Source organism: Oceanobacillus sp. FSL H7-0719, assembly GCF_045040795.1.
In the GTDB taxonomy this organism is placed as follows: Bacteria; Bacillota; Bacilli; order Bacillales; family Amphibacillaceae; genus Oceanobacillus.
In genome coordinates this window covers 1,064,967-1,083,887 of the sequence record NZ_CP150301.1, presented here as the reverse complement: position 1 = coordinate 1,083,887, position 18,921 = coordinate 1,064,967, and the positions used below count along the sequence as shown (strand labels likewise).

Annotated in this window: 17 protein-coding genes; all 17 read left to right on the top strand. The window is 37.8% G+C overall.

The genetic code is table 11. The features are described 5' to 3' along the window. The first annotated feature begins 151 nt into the window (after positions 1–151). A complete protein-coding gene (gene rpsB, locus NST93_RS05910; RefSeq protein WP_405102144.1) occupies positions 152–925 on the top strand; it encodes a 30S ribosomal protein S2 in 774 nt (257 codons plus the stop codon). A gap of 319 nt (positions 926–1,244) precedes the next feature. After that, a complete protein-coding gene (tsf, locus tag NST93_RS05905) occupies positions 1,245–2,126 on the top strand; it encodes a translation elongation factor Ts (RefSeq protein WP_405102142.1) in 882 nt (293 codons plus the stop codon). A gap of 108 nt (positions 2,127–2,234) precedes the next feature. Then, entirely contained in the window at positions 2,235–2,957 is a 723-nt protein-coding gene (pyrH, locus tag NST93_RS05900) for a UMP kinase (protein ID WP_405102140.1), read from the top strand. A 20-nt stretch (positions 2,958–2,977) separates the two neighbouring features. After that, positions 2,978–3,517 carry a ribosome recycling factor gene (gene frr / locus NST93_RS05895; protein ID WP_405103768.1) on the top strand — a complete coding sequence of 180 codons (540 nt, stop codon included), beginning with the start codon at positions 2,978–2,980 and terminating at the stop codon, positions 3,515–3,517. A gap of 304 nt (positions 3,518–3,821) precedes the next feature. Then, entirely contained in the window at positions 3,822–4,583 is a 762-nt protein-coding gene (locus NST93_RS05890; protein WP_405102138.1) for an isoprenyl transferase, read from the top strand. A 15-nt stretch (positions 4,584–4,598) separates the two neighbouring features. Further along, positions 4,599–5,390 carry a phosphatidate cytidylyltransferase gene (locus NST93_RS05885; protein ID WP_405102136.1) on the top strand — a complete coding sequence of 264 codons (792 nt, stop codon included), beginning with the start codon at positions 4,599–4,601 and terminating at the stop codon, positions 5,388–5,390. A 132-nt stretch (positions 5,391–5,522) separates the two neighbouring features. Further along, positions 5,523–6,797, top strand: a complete 1,275-nt coding sequence (rseP, locus tag NST93_RS05880; protein WP_405102134.1) for an RIP metalloprotease RseP — start codon at positions 5,523–5,525, stop codon at positions 6,795–6,797. A 321-nt stretch (positions 6,798–7,118) separates the two neighbouring features. Beyond that, the gene (locus NST93_RS05875) at positions 7,119–11,408 is read left to right on the top strand and encodes a PolC-type DNA polymerase III (RefSeq protein ID WP_405102132.1); all 4,290 of its coding nucleotides are present in this window, start codon (positions 7,119–7,121) and stop codon (positions 11,406–11,408) included. Positions 11,409–11,648: 240 nt separating this feature from the next. After that, positions 11,649–12,119 carry a ribosome maturation factor RimP gene (gene rimP / locus NST93_RS05870; protein ID WP_405102130.1) on the top strand — a complete coding sequence of 157 codons (471 nt, stop codon included), beginning with the start codon at positions 11,649–11,651 and terminating at the stop codon, positions 12,117–12,119. Positions 12,120–12,138: 19 nt separating this feature from the next. Beyond that, complete coding sequence (gene nusA / locus NST93_RS05865; RefSeq protein WP_405102128.1) at positions 12,139–13,254, top strand: transcription termination factor NusA; 1,116 nt, start codon at positions 12,139–12,141, stop codon at positions 13,252–13,254. A gap of 11 nt (positions 13,255–13,265) precedes the next feature. Then, positions 13,266–13,538, top strand: coding sequence for an RNase P modulator RnpM (rnpM, locus tag NST93_RS05860; RefSeq protein WP_405102126.1), 273 nt, complete (start codon positions 13,266–13,268; stop codon positions 13,536–13,538). Continuing rightward, a complete protein-coding gene (locus NST93_RS05855; protein ID WP_405102124.1) occupies positions 13,535–13,837 on the top strand; it encodes a L7Ae/L30e/S12e/Gadd45 family ribosomal protein in 303 nt (100 codons plus the stop codon). Before rnpM ends, NST93_RS05855 begins: the two co-directional genes overlap by 4 nt. 20 nt (positions 13,838–13,857) lie before the next feature. Beyond that, positions 13,858–15,999 (top strand): translation initiation factor IF-2, encoded by a 2,142-nt coding sequence (gene infB, locus NST93_RS05850; protein WP_405102122.1) that lies wholly within the window; start codon positions 13,858–13,860, stop codon positions 15,997–15,999. Next, a complete protein-coding gene (locus tag NST93_RS05845) occupies positions 15,999–16,277 on the top strand; it encodes a DUF503 domain-containing protein (RefSeq protein WP_405102120.1) in 279 nt (92 codons plus the stop codon). Before infB ends, NST93_RS05845 begins: the two co-directional genes overlap by 1 nt. Positions 16,278–16,323: 46 nt before the next feature. Beyond that, the gene (gene rbfA, locus NST93_RS05840; protein WP_405102118.1) at positions 16,324–16,665 is read left to right on the top strand and encodes a 30S ribosome-binding factor RbfA; all 342 of its coding nucleotides are present in this window, start codon (positions 16,324–16,326) and stop codon (positions 16,663–16,665) included. 84 nt (positions 16,666–16,749) lie between these two features. Continuing rightward, a complete protein-coding gene (truB, locus tag NST93_RS05835) occupies positions 16,750–17,643 on the top strand; it encodes a tRNA pseudouridine(55) synthase TruB (protein ID WP_405102116.1) in 894 nt (297 codons plus the stop codon). 21 nt (positions 17,644–17,664) lie between these two features. Continuing rightward, on the top strand, positions 17,665–18,606 hold the full coding sequence (gene ribF, locus NST93_RS05830; RefSeq protein WP_405102114.1) for a riboflavin biosynthesis protein RibF: 942 nt from the start codon (positions 17,665–17,667) through the stop codon (positions 18,604–18,606). Positions 18,607–18,921: the final 315 nt, after the last annotated feature.

The following is an 18,921-nucleotide window of genomic DNA, read 5'->3' as shown; positions in this document are numbered from 1 at the left end:
ATATTAATTTTTGGTGTAAAGCACTTTGCTCTAAGAGTGAGTGAAAAAAACACACGTTCAGTGATTTGTTTATTTGGTGCCATGTTGCCAATGGTCAATAGACAGAAATGATCTGAACGGAGGAAAATAAACCATTAGGAGGAATTTTATCATGGCAGCAATTTCAATGAAACAATTACTTGAAGCTGGTGTACACTTTGGTCACCAGACACGCCGTTGGAACCCAAAAATGAAGAAATATATCTTCACTGAGCGTAACGGCATCTACATTATCGACCTTCAAAAAACAGTGAAAAAGGTTGATGAAGCTTATAACTATGTAAGAGAGTTAGCAGCTAATGGCGGCACACTTCTTTTCGTAGGTACAAAAAAACAAGCACAGGATTCTGTGAGAGACGAAGCGATTCGCTCTGGTATGTTCTTTGTAAACCAACGCTGGTTAGGTGGAACATTAACAAACTTCCAAACAATTCGCAAACGTATTGAACGTCTTAAGTCTATTGAAAGAATGGAAGAAGATGGCACATTTGAAGTGCTTCCTAAGAAAGAAGTAGTTAACCTGCTTAAAGAAAAAGAACGTCTTGTTAAATTCTTAGGCGGAATTAAAGAAATGAAGAAGCTACCTGATGCTTTATTCGTTATCGACCCACGTAAAGAGCGTATTGCTATTGCAGAAGCTCATAAATTAAATATTCCAATCATCGGCATCGTTGATACAAACTGTGATCCAGATGAAATTGATTATGTAATTCCAGCTAACGATGATGCTATTCGTGCTGTGAAATTGTTGACATCTAAAATGGCTGATGCTATTTTAGAAGGTAAACAAGGTGAAGAAACTGCAGAAGCTGAAGTAGAAACTCCAGCAGAAGAAGTTGCTGTAGAAGCAACTGAAACAGCTGCAGAAGAATCAACTCAAGAGTAATTCGTTAAAGATGAGGGTGATAAGAGGATATTTGCCTTTTATCACCTTTTTTTAAAGAGGTTGTTCAAAAAGTCCGGTAAAAATGACACTTCGATAAAGGGGATGTTCTAGTAAAACCGTCCACATTCTGTGGACAACGCAGAACTCACCACACGCGCGAGAAGCTCGTTGGCTCGCTTTTCCGTTGCTCACGTATCAAAAGCATACGTTCCGCTACTCAAAGCTTCGCCGCCATGAACTTCTTGGTCCTTTTTATCCTCCTTTTGAACGTGCCTTAAAGGGAAGATATTCAGCTTGATTATTTAAAGGAGGATTTACAATGGCAATTACTGCTCAATTAGTTAAAGAATTACGTGAAAAAACTGGTGCTGGAATGATGGATTGTAAGAAAGCACTTCAAGAAACAAACGGAGATATTGATAAAGCAATTGACTTTCTTCGTGAAAAGGGTATGGCACAAGCTGCTAAAAAAGCAGACCGTATTGCTGCAGAAGGCTTAGCTCATGTGGAAGTTGATGGAAATGCTGCAGTACTGATTGAAGTTAACTGTGAAACTGACTTCGTTACGAAAAATGAAATGTTCAAGGAATTACTAACTAAAATAGGTAAAGCCCTATTAAATAATAAACCAGAAACTGTTGAAGAAGCGTTAAGTCAAAAAGTTGAAGGTGAAGAAACACTTGAAACAGTAATTAATTCTGCAATTTCTACAATTGGAGAGAAGATTTCTCTGCGTCGTTTCACTATTTTAGAGAAGTCAGACAACGGTGTGTTCGGTTCATATCTTCATATGGGCGGTTCTATCGGTGTGCTTACACTACTTGAAAATACAAACGAAGAAGAAGTTGCTAAAGATGTATCTATGCATGTAGCTGCAGTTAATCCTCGTTATATTTCACGTGATGCAGTACCTGAGCAAGAAGTAGAACACGAACGTGAAATATTGACTCAACAAGCTTTAAATGAAGGTAAACCTGAAAAGATTGTTGCGAAAATGGTTGAAGGCCGTCTTGGTAAATTCTTTGAAGGAGTTGCGCTTCTCGAACAAGCTTTCGTTAAAGATCCAGATGTGAAAGTGAAGAAATATGTTGAAGATAAAGGTGCTTCAGTAGAAGCATTCGTACGCTATGAAGTTGGCGAAGGCATGGAAAAACGCGAAGAAAACTTTGCTGAAGAAGTTATGAGCCAAATTAAAAAATAATCGTAAATAGGGAACAGTTTGTTCCCTATTTTACAATTGTTTTATAGTGTCTCTGCAGAAAAACAGAGAATGTCAAAATTATAATATTTAATTTCTTTGGAGGTTATTATGACAACAGCAAAGTATCGCAGAATTGTGTTAAAATTAAGTGGAGAAGCTCTAAGTGGCGAACAAGGCAGTGGAATCGATCCTAAAATTATTCAATCTATTGCAGAACAAGTAAAAGAGGTTGCAGAACTTGGTGTAGAAGTAGCCGTTGTCGTTGGTGGCGGAAATCTCTGGAGAGGTAAGACTGGCAGTGAAATGGGCATGGACCGTGCATCAGCAGATTATATGGGCATGCTTGCAACAGTGATGAATTCACTTGCACTTCAGGATGGCCTGGAGAACATAGGGATTCAAACAAGAGTTCAAACTTCAATTGAAATGCGCCAGGTAGCTGAGCCATACATAAGGAGAAAAGCAATTCGTCATTTGGAGAAAAAGCGTGTTGTCATTTTTGCTGCTGGGACAGGTAATCCTTATTTTTCTACTGATACTACTGCTGCACTAAGAGCGGCTGAAATTGAAGCGGAAGTAATTTTAATGGCAAAGAATAATGTCGATGGTGTTTACTCGGACGATCCAAAGCTTAATAAAGATGCAATCAAATATGATACACTTACCTATATGGATGTATTGAATGAAGGGCTTGGTGTCATGGACGCGACAGCATCTTCATTATGCATGGATAATGATATTCCTTTAATTGTATTTTCGATTACAGAAGAAGGAAATATTAAGCGTGTTGTCCAAGGCGAAACAATTGGAACAACGATAAGGGGGAAATAAAATTGGCTAATACTGTATTAATGCAAATGGAAGAAAAAATGGAACTTGCTGTACAATCTTTTTCAAAAAATCTGGCTACTGTTCGAGCAGGACGTGCTAATCCAAGTCTTTTAGATAGTGTGTATGTTGATTATTATGGTGCTTCAACACCAATAAATCAGCTTGCTTCAATTGGTGTACCGGAAGCGAGATTACTGGTGATTACGCCATACGATAAAACAGCACTGGGTGAAATGGAAAAAGCAATTCAAAAAGCTGACCTCGGTCTTTCCCCTTCAAATGATGGTAATGTAATCCGAATCAGTATTCCAGCATTAACGGAAGAAAGACGTAAAGAGCTTGTAAAAGTAGTTGGTAAGTTTGCTGAAGAATCTAGAGTACAAGTACGCAATATTCGCCGGGATGCTAATGATCAGTTAAAAGCGCTTGAGAAAAAATCCGAAATTACTGAGGATGAGTTGCGTAAACTTCAAGATGATGTTCAGAAATCAACAGATAATTTTATCGCTAAGATTGAACAGCATGCAGACCAAAAAGAAAAAGAAATAATGGAAGTTTAATTAAACTTGTAGTCGGAGTACTGCCATTATTATTGATTAAAGAAAGTGTTAAATTTAAGTTAGAGCCCTCTTTTTTTAAGGGGGCTTTTGTTTTCTTTTCGAATTATCGTTATAATGAGTATGGTCAATCATTTTTTGAAAAAGTGAATGTAACCTTTGTATTGGAAATACGTATATAGTGAGAGAGGTTTTACTTTCCCCTGGGAGTATTGAATGATGAGATGTATGGACACGATATTCCTTTTTGTTTCACCATACTATATTAAAAGGATAGTAAGAAATCAACAAATTCGGAGGACAGATGATGTCTATGAAAATACCTTTTATAAAAAGCAAACAGGCGGTTAACGCTGATTTTGATGTAACTGAAAATATACCAGACCATGTGGCTATAATTATGGATGGTAATGGCCGTTGGGCTGAAAAACGTGGACTTCCTCGTATTGCTGGCCATAAAGAAGGTGTCAAAGCAGTGATGAATGTAGTTCGTGCTGCAAATCATGCCCATGTAAAAGTATTGACGCTTTATGCTTTCTCTACAGAAAATTGGAATCGGCCAAAACCTGAAATTGACTTTTTAATGAAACTCCCAAAAGAATTTTTACATATTTATTTGCCAGAGCTAATGGAAAATAACGTGAAGATTGATACAATTGGAGACTTTGCTGCACTGCCCGCCCATACACAAAAGGCTGTAAAATATGCAAAAGATAAAACCAAAGATAATGATGGTCTTTTGCTTAACTTTGCTTTAAACTATGGTAGTAGATATGAAATTATGCAAGCAATAAAACAAATTATGGATGATGTAGATTGTAATAAAGTCTCAGTTGATGCAATCGATGAAGACATATTCTCTGAATACCTGTATACAAATGGGTTATCTGATCCTGATTTACTCATACGCACAAGCGGAGAAAAACGACTAAGCAATTTTCTTCTTTGGCAGCTTGCATATAGTGAATTTTGGTTTACAGATGTATTATGGCCGGATATGGATGAAAAGGTGTTTAATGAGGCATTGAAAGATTACCAAAATAGGAAGCGACGTTACGGAGGTATTTAAGGTGATGACAACTACATGAAAGAACGTATTATAACAGCAATCTTAGCACTAATCGTTTTCCTGCCATTCGTAATTATAGGCGAGTGGCCGTTTACGGTTTTCATTTATATTATTGCTACAATCGGCCTGATGGAATTATTAAGGATGCGGCAGATATCTATATTCTCTATGCCTGGTATAATTGGGGCAATTACGCTTATGTCAATTTTACTTCCTGAAAAATCATTAATATTGCCAATTGGCCAATTTTCTATATTTGATCTGTATACCGTAATTATTCTATTTTTACTTGCCTATACTGTACTAGTGCGTAATAAGTTTACATTTGATGATGCAGGCTTTATTGTACTGACAGTATTATATGTTGGGATTGGCTTTTACTTTTTGCTCGAGACAAGAATGGGATTAAATGGATTTAGCAATATATTATTTGCGTTCTTTATTATTTGGGCTACAGATACAGGCGCATATTTTGCAGGAAGGGCTTTTGGTAAACGAAAACTCTGGCCGGATATTAGTCCAAACAAGACAATTGGCGGAGCAATCGGCGGTATTATTACTGCTTGTATTATCGCAGTGATATTTCACATGATTCATCCATTTCCACATTCAATGGTGATTGTAATTCTAGTTACAATATTTGCCTCTATCGTTGGACAAATTGGCGACTTGGTAGAATCCGCATTTAAGCGTCATTATGGGGTAAAAGACTCAGGAAAACTTCTGCCAGGGCATGGCGGTATTTTGGACAGGTTCGACAGCTTGCTATTTGTGCTGCCATTCCTGCATCTTATCAGTTTTATTTAAAAACTTATTCGTTAACTTTTTGGATAAGCATATCATATCATTTATTTTTTGAAATAGAATATGGAGAAGAGATATTCACTTCGTCATGATTCGCAAAATACTAATCGATTTGTTTGAAAGAAGGTGCTTCATTTGACTACAGTAATCGCATTTATATTTATGTTTGGTCTGCTTGTTTTCATTCATGAATGGGGACATTTAATATTTGCAAAGCGCGCAGGGATGCTTGCGAGAGAATTTGCAATTGGGTTCGGTCCAAAGATATTTTCATTTACGAAAAATGAAACACTCTACACCATTCGTCTTATACCAGCAGGCGGATATGTGCGTGTTGCAGGTGAAGATCCCGAAATCATCGAATTAAAACCAGGTCACCATATTGGTCTTGAATTCAATGAGGAAGATAAAGTTAATAAGATCATTGTCAATAACAAAACAAAGCATCCCAATGCCAGAGTAATCGAAGTGGAACGCGTTGATTTAGATCATGAATTGGTAATTGAAGGCTATGAGCTTGATGATGATGAGACTCAGCTGCGCTTTGAAGTTGACGAAAAGGCATTTTTTATAATGGACGAGCGGGAAACACAAATTGCTCCATTTAATCGTCAATTTGCCTCTAAAACACCTGGTCAAAGAGCAATGCAATTATTCGCTGGTCCAATGATGAATTTTCTGCTTGCTATCTTGCTATTCTTTATTTTAGGAATTGCTCAAGGAACTCCAGTTGAAGAAGCTAAATTAGGTGAGATTATGGAAGGCTCTGCTGCAGACGAGGCTGGTCTTGTTGTTGAGGATGAAATTATCAATATTGCTGATACTCCTATTTCCACTTGGGAAGAGTTTACGAATATCGTCCGTGAGAAACCGAATGAAGCATTAGATATGACGATTTTAAGAAATGGTGAGGAGGAACAAGTTGTTGTTACTCCGAAGGAAATAGAGACGATTGATGAGAAGGGTGAGCCAATTTTTATTGGACAGGTGGGTGTGACTCCACTTTATGAGAAATCTGTACTTGGCACGATCACCTATGGGTTTGAACGGACTTATGATACAACCAAGCTCATTTTAACCAATCTCTTTATGCTTGTAACAGGGCAAGTCTCTATAGAATTACTGTCTGGACCAGTTGGTATTTATGATGCAACTGACCAGGTTGTTCAATCCGGATTTTGGAATTTAGTATTGTGGACAGCAATGTTAAGCATTAACCTTGGGATTGTCAATCTTGTTCCACTTCCAGCTCTTGACGGAGGCCGGTTATTATTTGTAGGATTAGAAGTCTTGCGCGGCAAACCAATACCAGCAGAAAAAGAAGGCATTTTCCATTTCGTCGGATTCGCATTTCTCATGCTGCTGATGATTATCGTCACATGGAATGACATCCAAAGACTATTCTTATAAAACATGTACCAACTTCATAACCGATAGAAACATACAGATAAATATTCTATTAAAGCCCGCATCCCGTACACTCCGCTTTTAACCTGACCCTAAAAGCGAGGGTATTTGGACTGCGGATCTCCAGTCGATTAGTCACCATAATTTATGCTGAATTTAAGCAGTCAGGAGTCTGCTTAAAATCTTGAGCTTATTAATGTAAAAAATCGATGTGGTTGAGTTATAATTATAGAATCAAATAGTACAAAATTAATATCCCTTGTCTTATAATTAAAGGCAGGGGTTTTATATTGCAGTTGTGTTTTAGTAATAGGAGGAATAAGAATGGGTTTATCCAAACAGGAAAAAATGAATATTCTTTTAAAACAAATTCATTTGCCTCAAGAAATGATTGAAAGTCATTTTGAAAATAGTTATTTAAATAAATTGCTGGTTATTAAGAAAACAAAAACCTGGCAGTTTCACATTTCCTTGGAAAATATTCTTCCGTACTCGGTGTACCAAGTATTCCGTATTAAGTTAAATGAAGCATTCCAGGAGATTGCTAATGTGAGTTTGACTATTGAAACAGCAAATTCTAAATTGAGCAATGATGAATTTTATAGATACTGGCAGCACTTTCTTAAAGAAATACCACCACTATCTCCAGCTTATAAGGAATTGGTGGAAAATCAGAAACCAGAAGTACACGATAATAAGATTATGTTAACTGCAAGAAATGAAGCGGAGGCACAAGCTTTAAAAAATCGTTTATCCAGCTATTTTAAATCCTACTTTACAGAAGTGGGTGCTCTTCATCTGTTGCTAGAAATCAAAGTAAATACGAATATAGAAGAGATCCAGAAGTTCAAGGAGCAAACCGCGTTAGAAGACCAGCAGATTGTAATGAATACGGTGAAAGAGAAGGAAAAGCGTGATCAATCCCGAATTGAAAATGAAAATAAACCATTGTTATTAGGTTACAGAATTCCAGATGAACCAATAGCAATGGAACAGATTTTAGAAGAAGAACGCAGAGTAACAATACAGGGTTATATCTTCTCTGCAGAAATAAGAGAATTACGTTCAGGAAGAAGCCTGTTGATTGTTAAAGCTACCGATTATACAGATTCACTTGAGATTAAAATGTTTTCGCGCGGTGACGAAGATGCCGAAAAGTTTAAAAATGTTAAAACTGGCTTATGGATCAAAGCCCGCGGCAGCATTCAAACCGATATGTATTCGAATGAATTAGCGATGATGGCGAACGATATGCAAGAGATCGAAGTAAAAGAGCGGGAGGATACTGCTCCAGAAGATGAAAAAAGGGTTGAGCTGCACGCACATACAAAAATGAGCCAAATGGATGCTGTTGTTTCACCAAGCGCGTTGATTGCTCAAGCAGCTAAGTGGGGACATAAAGCAGTTGCGATTACGGACCATGCTGGAGTACAAGGGTTCCCGGAAGCTTATGGTGCTGGAAAGAAACATAATATGAAGGTGATTTACGGTGTTGAAGCGAATCTAGTTGATGACGGCGTTCCCATAGCGTACAATGTTTCTGATATAGAGTTGGAAGACGCAAATTATGTCGTTTTTGACGTGGAAACGACGGGTCTATCAGCAGTTTACGATACGGTTATTGAATTGGCAGCGGTTCGTATTCATAAGGGAGAAATCATCGATAAATTTGAGTCCTTTGCCAATCCCCACCAGCCTTTATCAGATACTATTATTAATCTAACTGGTATAACAGATGATATGCTCGTGGACGCTCCAGAGGTTGATGAAGTACTGCGGGATTTCGTTGAATGGATTGGCAATGATATTTTAGTTGCGCATAATGCAACTTTTGATATAGGGTTTATTAATCAAGGTATTGAAAGAATAAATATGAGCAAATTGACAAATCCAATTATCGATACTTTAGAACTTGCAAGATTTTTGCTGCCACAGCTTAAAAACCATCGCTTAAACACACTTTGTAAGCATTTGGATATCGAGTTAACACAGCATCACCGAGCTATTTATGACACCGAAGCAACTGGTTATCTGCTTTGGAAGCTTCTGCAAAGATTGCTTGAACAAGAGATAACAAACCATAACAAACTCAATGATCATATGGGTGAAGGGGATGCCTATCAACGCTCTCGTCCATTTCATTGCACAATTATCGCGCAAAATGATGAAGGTTTAAAAAATCTATACAAACTTGTATCTTATGCACACGTTAATTACTTTTACCGTGTACCGCGAATACCTCGCTCCGTATTACAAAAGCATAGAGAAGGGCTGCTAATCGGATCAGCTTGTGATCAAGGTGAAGTTTTTGAGACAATGATGCAAAAATCACAGGATGACGCAGAAAAGGTTGCTGCATTTTATGATTATATTGAAGTACAGCCACCAGCGAATTTCAGCCATTTAATTGAAAAAGAGCTTGTACAAAATGAGGCTCAAATAATAGATATTCTTAAGAAGCTTGTTCAACTTGGGGATAAATTAAATAAACCTGTTGTTGCGACAGGAAATGTCCATTATATTAATGAAAATGATAAACAATACCGTCAAATATTAATATCGTCTCAGGCAGGAAATCCGCTTAGTCGTCAGAAACTGCCCGACACACCATTTAGAACGACGAACGAAATGCTGGAATGCTTCCAGTTCTTAGGAGAAGAGAAAGCCCGTGAAATAGTAATTACGAATACAAATGCATTTGCAGAGAAACTGGATGATGTTTCTCCAATTAAGGATGGGTTGTTTACACCTACAATTGAAGGGGCAGAGCAGGAGATGCGTGACCTTTGTTACAATAAAGCGAAGGAAATCTATGGAGATTCATTACCGAAGATTGTCACAGACAGACTTGAAAAAGAACTAGACAGTATTATTGGAAATGGATTTGCTGTAATTTATCTTATTTCACATAAGCTCGTTAAAAAGTCATTGGATGATGGATACCTTGTAGGCTCGCGTGGCTCTGTCGGTTCCTCCTTCGTCGCGACGATGACAGAGATCACTGAAGTAAACCCGCTGGTTCCACATTATGTTTGTAAGGAATGTCATTATCATGAATTTATTACGGATGGTTCTGTTGCTAGTGGGTTTGATTTGCCAGATAAAGCTTGTCCAGAGTGTGACGCGAACTTAACTAAAGATGGCCAGGATATTCCATTTGAAACATTCTTAGGTTTTAAGGGAGATAAGGTTCCGGATATTGATTTAAACTTCTCAGGAATTTATCAGCCTCGAGCTCATAATTACACGAAGGAGCTCTTTGGTGAGGAATTTGTTTATCGCGCTGGTACGATTGGAACAGTTGCAGAAAAGACGGCATATGGTTATGTAAAAGGTTATGCATCTGATAGGGATTTAAAGTATAAGCGGGCTGAAGTAGACCGCTTAGTACAGGGGTGTACAGGCGTAAAACGGACAACTGGTCAGCATCCGGGAGGGATTATTGTTGTTCCGGATGATAAAGAAATTTATGATTTCACGCCAATCCAATACCCTGCAGACGACCGTAACAGTGAATGGTTAACTACGCACTTTGACTTCCATTCAATCGATGAAAACTTATTAAAATTAGATATACTAGGTCATGATGATCCTACTGTTATCCGTATGCTTCAGGATTTAAGCGGCATTGAACCACAGGACATTCCAACTGATGATTCAGAAGTAATGAAGATATTCTCTGGTACAGAATCACTCGGAGTGACCCCCGAGCAAATTAATTGTAAAACGGGAACACTAGGTGTCCCAGAGTTCGGTACAAAATTTGTTAGACAGATGCTTGAAGATACAAAACCAAGCACATTTGCGGAACTGTTAATTATTTCAGGGTTATCACACGGAACGGATGTTTGGCTGGGTAATGCCCAAGACTTAATTAATGATGGGATTTGTGAACTTCCTGAAGTAATTGGTTGTCGTGACGATATTATGGTTTACTTAATGCAGAAAGGGCTTGATCCTGCACTTGCCTTCAAGATTATGGAATTTGTGCGTAAAGGCAAAGGACTGCAAGATGAATGGATTGTGGAAATGAAAAAACATAATGTACCTGACTGGTACATTGATTCATGTAAGAAAATTAAGTACATGTTCCCGAAAGCGCACGCTGCCGCATATGTATTGATGGCAATCCGTATTGCTTACTTCAAAGTACACCATCCAATTCTGTTTTATGCTGCTTATTTCACCGTACGTGCGGGAGACTTTGACCTAGATACGATGGTGAAAGGCTCTTCAGCTCTAAGACAGCGGATTGAAACAATCTCTGTTAAAGGTAATGATGCGACACCAAAGGAAAAATCACTGATGACTGTTTTAGAAGTAGCATTAGAAATGTGTGAACGTGGATTTTCATTTAAGAAAGTAGATTTATATAAATCCAGTGCAACTGAATTTATTGTTGATGGTGACAGCTTGTTGCCTCCATTTAACGCGGTTGATGGATTAGGGACAAACGCAGCTCTTAATATTGTCGAAGCCAGAAAGCATGGAGAGTTTTTATCGAAGGAAGATTTGCATGAACGCAGCAAAATTCCGAAAACAGTGCTTGAGTTTTTAGATAATCATGGCTGCTTAGCTGGAATGGCGGAAAAGAATCAGTTATCTCTTTTCTAGAAAAACGTCAGCTGTTGCAAACACTTTTCTGCTATGGTATAATAATTTTCGGAAAGTATTGATAGTGAACGTTCAAGGAGTGGGTGAAAGCCCACTCCTTCTTCTTAAGAATTTATCGTCGCATCTCGTTCCCTAGCCCCGTTATTAGGCTAGGGTTTTATATTGCAGATTGTCTTGAAAAATGAAAATGGTTAAATTGGTCTATAATAAGGAATAGAATGTATGTAAGGAGGAATGACGATGAGCTCTAAAGTTATTCAAACAACTGAAGAACTGCTTAATCCAATTTTAGCTGAAAATGATTTGGAATTGGTAGATATTGAATATGTAAAAGAGGGTAAAAATTGGTTTTTACGTGTGTATATTGACAAGCCTGGCGGGATTGATATTACAGAATGTGGTATGGTTTCAGAACAGCTAAGTGAAAAATTGGATGCAAATGACCCAATAAAAGAAGCTTACTTTCTTGAAGTATCCTCACCTGGAGCTGAACGTCCGCTAAAAACAAAAGAAGATATAGCAAAGAGCATCACAAAAAATGTTTTCATAAAGCTTTACGAACCATTAGAAGGCGAGAAATCTTATGAAGGCGTGCTCAAAGCTTTTGAAAATGATGTGCTTACCATTGAATATAAAGTTAAAACAAGAGAAAAAACGATAGAAATTCCATATGAAAAAATAGCTAAAATCAGGTTAGCTGTAACGTTCTAATAAAGGGGGATATTGAAAAGTGAGTAGTCAGCTGTTTGATGCGATTGAATTATTAGCAGAGGAAAAAGGTATTGAAAAAGAGGTATTAATGGAAGCACTTGAAGCAGCATTAATTTCTGCATATAAGAAAAATTTCCAGTCTGCTACAAATGTCCGTGTGGAGCTTAATGAAGAGTCAGGCACAATGAAAGTATTTTCCAGAAAAAATATTGTTGAAGAAGTTGAAGATAATCAGCAAGAGATTTCACTGGAGGAAGCGAAATTAACTGACCCCAATTATGAAGTGGATGATATTATTGAAGTAGAGGTTACACCGAAAGACTTTGGGCGTATTGCTGCACAAGCTGCCAAGCAAGTGGTAACACAGCGTGTGAGAGAAGCGGAACGTGGTGTCATTTTCTCTGAATATGTAGATAGAGAAGATGATGTAATGACTGGAATTATTCAGCGGAAAGACCCGCGCTTTGTCTATGTGAATTTAGGGAAGATTGAAGCAAAACTGGCAGAAGCAGAGCAAATGCCAACAGAGGAATATAACATCCATGACCGGATAAAAGTTTATGTTACAAAGGTTGAAAATACAAGTAAAGGCCCGCAAATCTATATTTCCCGTTCACATCCAGGCCTATTAAAGCGCTTGTTTGAAATGGAAGTGCCAGAGATTTATGATGGCATTGTTGAAATTAAGTCTGTAGCCAGAGAAGCTGGTGACCGTTCTAAAATTTCGGTTTTCGCTGATAATCCGGAAATAGATGCAGTAGGATCCTGTGTAGGCCAAAGAGGTCAGCGTGTACAAGCGATTGTAGATGAACTAAAGGGCGAAAAGATAGATATCGTTGAATGGGCAGAAGATCCGGTTGTATATGTATCAAATGCATTAAGTCCATCAAAGGTTCTTGAAGTTATCGTCAATGAAGAAGAAAAAGCAACAACTGTTATTGTTCCTGATTATCAATTATCTTTAGCAATCGGAAAACGTGGTCAAAATGCAAGACTTGCCGCAAAACTTACTGGATGGAAAATTGATATTAAGAGTGAAACAGAAGCGAGAGAAGAAGGTCTGTTAACAAATGAGACTGAGTTGTTAGCAGAAGAAGATTCTTATTCAACGAACGACGATGATTTGTTCGAATAGGAGGATGACAAATGGCAACAAAACGGAAAGTGCCAGAAAGAAAATGCATTGTAACAGGTGAAATGAAACCAAAAAAAGAACTCATTCGAGTAGTCCGTAATAAAGAAGGGGAAGTATGCGTGGATCCTACCGGTAAAAAGAACGGCCGGGGAGCTTACTTAACAGGCACCTTAGATGTTATCAAACGGGCAGAAGATTCAAATATTTTGAGTCGTCAATTGAATGCAGAGGTAGATGCTTCCATCTATGAAGAATTAAGAAAATTAGTGAGTCAGGACACATGAGAAAGAACTATTTAAATAATCTTGGTTTAGCATATCGTGCCGGAAAATGCTCACTAGGTGAAGATGCAATTTTAAGAGATATTCGAAGTGGAAAAGCAAAGCTAGTACTTCTTGCAAATGACATTGGCCATCAAACAAAGAAAAAGCTAATGGATAAATGCAAGTATTATGAGGTGTCTTGTATCATTGTGGAAGAGGATCGAGAAACATTATCCAATGCGATAGGAAAATCCCAAAGAGTTGCGATTGCTATTCTTGATGCAGGCTTTGCAAAGAAAATAAAGTCGCTGCTCGGGTAATTAATTTCGGGGGTGAACGTATGACTAAAATTCGTGTATATGAATATGCAAAAAAGAACAATTTAACAAGTAAACAAGTCATAAATTTTTTAAATGAAAACAAAGTAGATGTATCAAATCATATGTCAACTATATCTCAGAATACAGTTAAGCTGCTTGATGAGAAATTTAATTCACAGACGGTAAAGAAAGATGATGTAACTCAGACAAAACAAGATAAAAAGCCACAAGAAAATAAAAGTAATCAATCTGAAGCATCTTCTAATAAAAAGTCTGGAAATAAAGGGAGTCAACAAATGACGGGTAAACAACAACAAAATAAGACTCACCAAAATAAAAATAGAAATAGAAATAGAAGAAGAGATCAACATAGAGGGAAACAGCAGCCTAAACAGCCTGCTCCAGATTTAACTCCTGATAAGATCACTTACAGCAATACATTAACGGTGAGCAGTTTAGCAAGCAAATTAAATAAAAAAGAAGCCGAAATCATAAAAAAACTTATGTTTTCAGGTGTAATGGCAACAAAGAATCAAGATTTGGATGATGATACAATTGAGTTAATCTGTGCAGAGTATGGTGTAGAGGTTGAAAAAGAGATTGTTCTTGAAGATACTGACTTTGAAAAATACAAAGTAGAAGAAAAACCAGAAGAACTTGTAGAACGTCCAGCAGTTGTAACTATTATGGGACACGTAGACCATGGGAAAACTACAACATTGGATTCGATTCGTGAAACAAAAGTAACGGCAGGAGAAGCAGGTGGAATTACGCAGCATATCGGTGCGTATCAAGTTGAAACTGGCGGCAAAAAAATCACCTTCTTGGATACACCAGGGCATGCTGCATTTACTAGTATGCGTTCTCGCGGTGCAGAAGTGACAGATATTGCCATATTAGTTGTTGCAGCAGATGATGGTGTGATGCCTCAAACAGTTGAAGCAATTAATCATGCGAAGGCTGCAGAGGTGCCAATTATTATTGCAGTCAACAAAATGGATAAAGAAACTGCAAATCCAGACCGCGTTATGCAAGAACTTACAGAGTATGAAATCATCCCTGAGGCTTGGGGCGGAGATACAATATTTGTAAATATCTCAGCGATTAAGCACGAAGGGATTGATGAATTGCTTGAAATGGTTCTGCTTGTAGCTGAAGTTGAAGAATTAAAGGCAAATCCGAATGCTAATGCTTCAGGTACTGTGATTGATGCACAACTGGATAAAGGAAGAGGTTCTGTAGCTACACTGCTTGTACAAAATGGTACATTGCATGTTGGTGATTCTGTAGTTGTTGGTAATACGTATGGCAGAGTCCGTGCAATGGTAAATGACATAGGAGCAAGAGTCGATGAAGCTGGACCATCTACACCAGTTGAAATTACTGGTCTAAATCATGTTCCACAGGCAGGCGACCAATTCCTTGTTTTCACTGATGAGAAAAAAGCAAGACAAATCGGGGAGGCGCGCGAGCAGAAGTTTATTGCAGAAAACCGTGGCCAGCAATCCAAGGTTAGTCTTGACGATTTATTTGAACAAATTAAACAAGGTGAAATGAAAGAACTGAAAATAATTATTAAAGCTGACGTTCAAGGTTCAGCTGAAGCACTTTCTTCTTCATTGCAAAAGATTGAAGTTGAAGGCGCGAAAATTAAAATCATCCATACGGGTGTAGGAGCAATTACTGAATCAGACATTATTCTTGCATCAGCATCGAACGCAATTGTTATTGGATTTAACGTACGTCCAGATATCAATGCTAAAAATGCTGCAGCGAATGAGCAAGTGGATGTTCGTCTCCATCGCGTGATTTATAATGCAATTGAAGAAATTGAATCCGCAATGAAGGGATTACTGGATCCAGAATTTGAAGAAAAAGTAATTGGACAGGCAGAAGTGCGTGAAACCTTCAAAGTTTCAAAAATTGGTACTATTGCTGGAAGTTATGTGACAGACGGGAAGATTACCAGAGATGCTGGAATCCGTTTAATCCGTGATGGCATCGTTCTCTTTGAAGGTGAAATTGAAGCACTTCGCCGATTCAAGGATGATGTACGTGAAGTAGCACAAAACTATGAGTGTGGAATTACTATTACAAACTTTAATGATATTAAAGAAGGAGATATTATTGAAGCCTTTGTAATGGAAGAAATTGCACGCTAATGATTCTTTACGCAGAAGTAGAGTGCTTCTTATATGAGGGGCTTTCGCTGAAGTCAAAACGCTCGGTCCTCAAGAAATTATTCGCACGATTGAATAATGATTTTAATGTATCACTGGCAGAGCTGGATTATCAGGATTTATGGCAACGCACTAAAATAGGTGTGGTGACAATCTCATCGAATAAATTGCATGCCGAAAAAGTCATTCAGCAAGTACTCGAGACAATTGATGCATTTACCGAGCTGGAACGGACTATTACTACAGTTGAAGAATTATAATTGTCCCTCAAATTATAAGAAGAGACTTCGTTAATGAGGTGAGAAAATGGCAGAATTACGAGCAAACCGTGTTGCTGAACAAATGAAAAAAGAGTTAGGTGAAATCCTGACGAAAAAAATCAAGGATCCAAGAGTAGGATTTGTGACAGTAACAGATGTAGAAGTCACTGGCGATTTGCAGAATGCAACCATCTATATTTCTGTTTTAGGAACAGAAAAGGAAAAGCATGATTCATTGCTTGGATTGACAAAAGCAAAAGGCTTTATACGTTCTGAAATTGGAAAACGGATCCGATTAAGAAAAACTCCAGAGATAGAGTTTGAATTCGATGAAGCACTTGAATATGGAAATCGAATTGATTCGATTCTTAGGGACCTTAATAAGTAAATATAATCTGACTCGCTTTTCTTTGCCGAGTCAGATTTTTTCCGTATCTTATTAATAATAATGAATGAGTTGGAGGCTGATTAGATGGAAGGTATTCTGCCACTGTGGAAGCCAAAAGGAATGACATCACATGATTGTGTTATGAAGATACGAAGAATTTTTCAGACAAGAAAAGTTGGTCATACGGGGACATTAGATCCAGAAGTAGAAGGAGTTCTCCCTATTTGTATTGGACAAGCAACTAAAATCGTTCCCTTTTTAACGGATACGAAGAAAATATATATAGCAGAAGTAAAGTTAGGACAGACTACCGAAACGGAAGATAGTTATGGTAATATAATAAAAGAGGCAGCTGTAGATAGCTTCCCGTCTGAAGAACAAATTCGCCAAACTTTAGAAATGTTTCAAGGGGATATTGTCCAGGTACCGCCGATGTATTCAGCAGTTAAAGTTAATGGGCGAAAACTCTACGAATATGCCAGAGCAAATGAAACGGTGGAACGGCCGAAACGCAGTGTACATATTTATGATATAGAGTACCTTGGATGTCAGCCGGAAAGCAACACAATTCGTTTTAAAGCAACTTGTTCAAAAGGAACTTATATTAGAACATTATGTGTCGATATTGGCGGAAAATTAGGTTTTCCAGCACATATGTCTTTTCTAGAGCGTATTCAAACAGGGGCATTTACAGAAGAAGAAGCTGTCACATTTGAACAAATTAATCAGGCTGCAGTACAAGATAATCTGCACTCCCTATTAGAGCCTATTACAATGGGGGTTGAGCATTTAGCAAAGCTTGAGGTTGATAAAACGACAAAAGAGAAAATTACCCATGGACAGAAGCTGCCCAGACCAGAACAGCTTCCTGCTACCAATCCGTTTGTCGTTATGCATAAAAGTGAGTTTTTAGCTATTTATCAGCTGCATCCTAACAATGAAGATGAAATTAAAGCAGTACGAGTATTTAATGGGTGAAAGAAAAGCAGGTGAATAAGATTGAGAACATTTGAATTAACTTATCCGCATTCTTTAGTAATAGAAGAATTACCGGAGACGGTAAGTGCAATCGGTTTCTTTGATGGCATACATAAAGGGCATCAGAAAGTAATCCATTCTGCAGTAAAACAAGCGAAAGAAAATCATATGGAGAGTGCAGTGATCACCTTCCATCCGCATCCCTCTGTTATTTTAAAAAAAGGAACGGAGCATGTACAATACATTACTCCAATTCGTGAAAAGCAAGAGATATTGCAGAGAATGGAAGTAGATAGACTCTATATTATAAAATTTAATAAAGAACTATCGAGTTTATCGCCTCAAGCGTTTATTGATCATTTCATTATTGGTTTGAATATTAAACACCTTGTGGCTGGCTTTGATTATAGCTTCGGATATAAAGGTGCTGGAAACATGTCAAATATCGCAGCGTATACGAGAGATGAATTTGGCTATACGGTTATTGATAAAGTCACCTTAGATGATGAAAAGGTTAGCTCCACTAGAATTCGAGGACTGTTAAAGGAAGGGAAAGTCGACGAGGTTAATGATTTGCTCGGCAGACCCTTAAAATATACAAGCGTCGTAGTGCATGGAGCAGAGCGCGGCACAGATCTTGGCTATCCAACAGCAAATCTTAAGGTTAATGAAGCTGCTTTGCTTCCGAAAATTGGAATTTATGCTGTGAAAGTAATCTACAAAAATGCCGTTTATGAAGGTATGGCAAGTGTGGGGACAAACCCAACATTTGAAGAAGACCAAGGGATTTTATCTGTTGAGGTAAACATCTTTGATTATAATAATGACTTATATGGAGAAGAATTACAGATTGAATGGCATGCATTTATTCGCGATGAAGAAAAATTTGAAAATGTAGATGCATTAATCGACCAGCTCGCTCGTGACGAAGAAAATATCCGCAGCTACTTTTCAGACAAATAAACCTACCTCTGCACAAAGAAACGTGATAAACAGAGTATGTATAGGACCGATTATCCATGTTCATATGGAGAATCCTGAAAGGATACAGGTCTAGCATGGACGGACATTATATGCCTGTATAAGAAGGCTTCATCTGCCATCCCTAAAAAGCATTTTTTTACGTGTTCAATCGGTGCGTAAGCTGTATTGATGATATTTAACAAAACGACTTGATTTTTCTAAGAGATAAAGCTATACTAGTATAGATAAAACCATCGCTTGGCAAAACGTAACTCCGACGTTTGCTAGGGGATTGGGGATATAACACATTATTTT

Excerpts from the sequence above, each read along its gene's own strand:
- NST93_RS05885 (WP_405102136.1), top strand. The coding sequence starts at position 4,599 with ATGAAAGAACGTATTATAACAGCAATCTTAGCACTAATCGTTTTCCTG.
- NST93_RS05845 (WP_405102120.1), top strand. The coding sequence starts at position 15,999 with ATGATTCTTTACGCAGAAGTAGAGTGCTTCTTATATGAGGGGCTTTCG.
- truB (WP_405102116.1), top strand. The coding sequence starts at position 16,750 with ATGGAAGGTATTCTGCCACTGTGGAAGCCAAAAGGAATGACATCACAT.
- rnpM (WP_405102126.1), top strand. The coding sequence starts at position 13,266 with ATGGCAACAAAACGGAAAGTGCCAGAAAGAAAATGCATTGTAACAGGT.
- rimP (WP_405102130.1), top strand. The coding sequence starts at position 11,649 with ATGAGCTCTAAAGTTATTCAAACAACTGAAGAACTGCTTAATCCAATT.
- infB (WP_405102122.1), top strand. The coding sequence starts at position 13,858 with ATGACTAAAATTCGTGTATATGAATATGCAAAAAAGAACAATTTAACA.
- rpsB (WP_405102144.1), top strand. The coding sequence starts at position 152 with ATGGCAGCAATTTCAATGAAACAATTACTTGAAGCTGGTGTACACTTT.
- NST93_RS05875 (WP_405102132.1), top strand. The coding sequence starts at position 7,119 with ATGGGTTTATCCAAACAGGAAAAAATGAATATTCTTTTAAAACAAATT.
- rbfA (WP_405102118.1), top strand. The coding sequence starts at position 16,324 with ATGGCAGAATTACGAGCAAACCGTGTTGCTGAACAAATGAAAAAAGAG.
- NST93_RS05855 (WP_405102124.1), top strand. The coding sequence starts at position 13,535 with ATGAGAAAGAACTATTTAAATAATCTTGGTTTAGCATATCGTGCCGGA.
- pyrH (WP_405102140.1), top strand. The coding sequence starts at position 2,235 with ATGACAACAGCAAAGTATCGCAGAATTGTGTTAAAATTAAGTGGAGAA.
- tsf (WP_405102142.1), top strand. The coding sequence starts at position 1,245 with ATGGCAATTACTGCTCAATTAGTTAAAGAATTACGTGAAAAAACTGGT.
- NST93_RS05890 (WP_405102138.1), top strand. The coding sequence starts at position 3,822 with ATGTCTATGAAAATACCTTTTATAAAAAGCAAACAGGCGGTTAACGCT.
- frr (WP_405103768.1), top strand. The coding sequence starts at position 2,978 with ATGCAAATGGAAGAAAAAATGGAACTTGCTGTACAATCTTTTTCAAAA.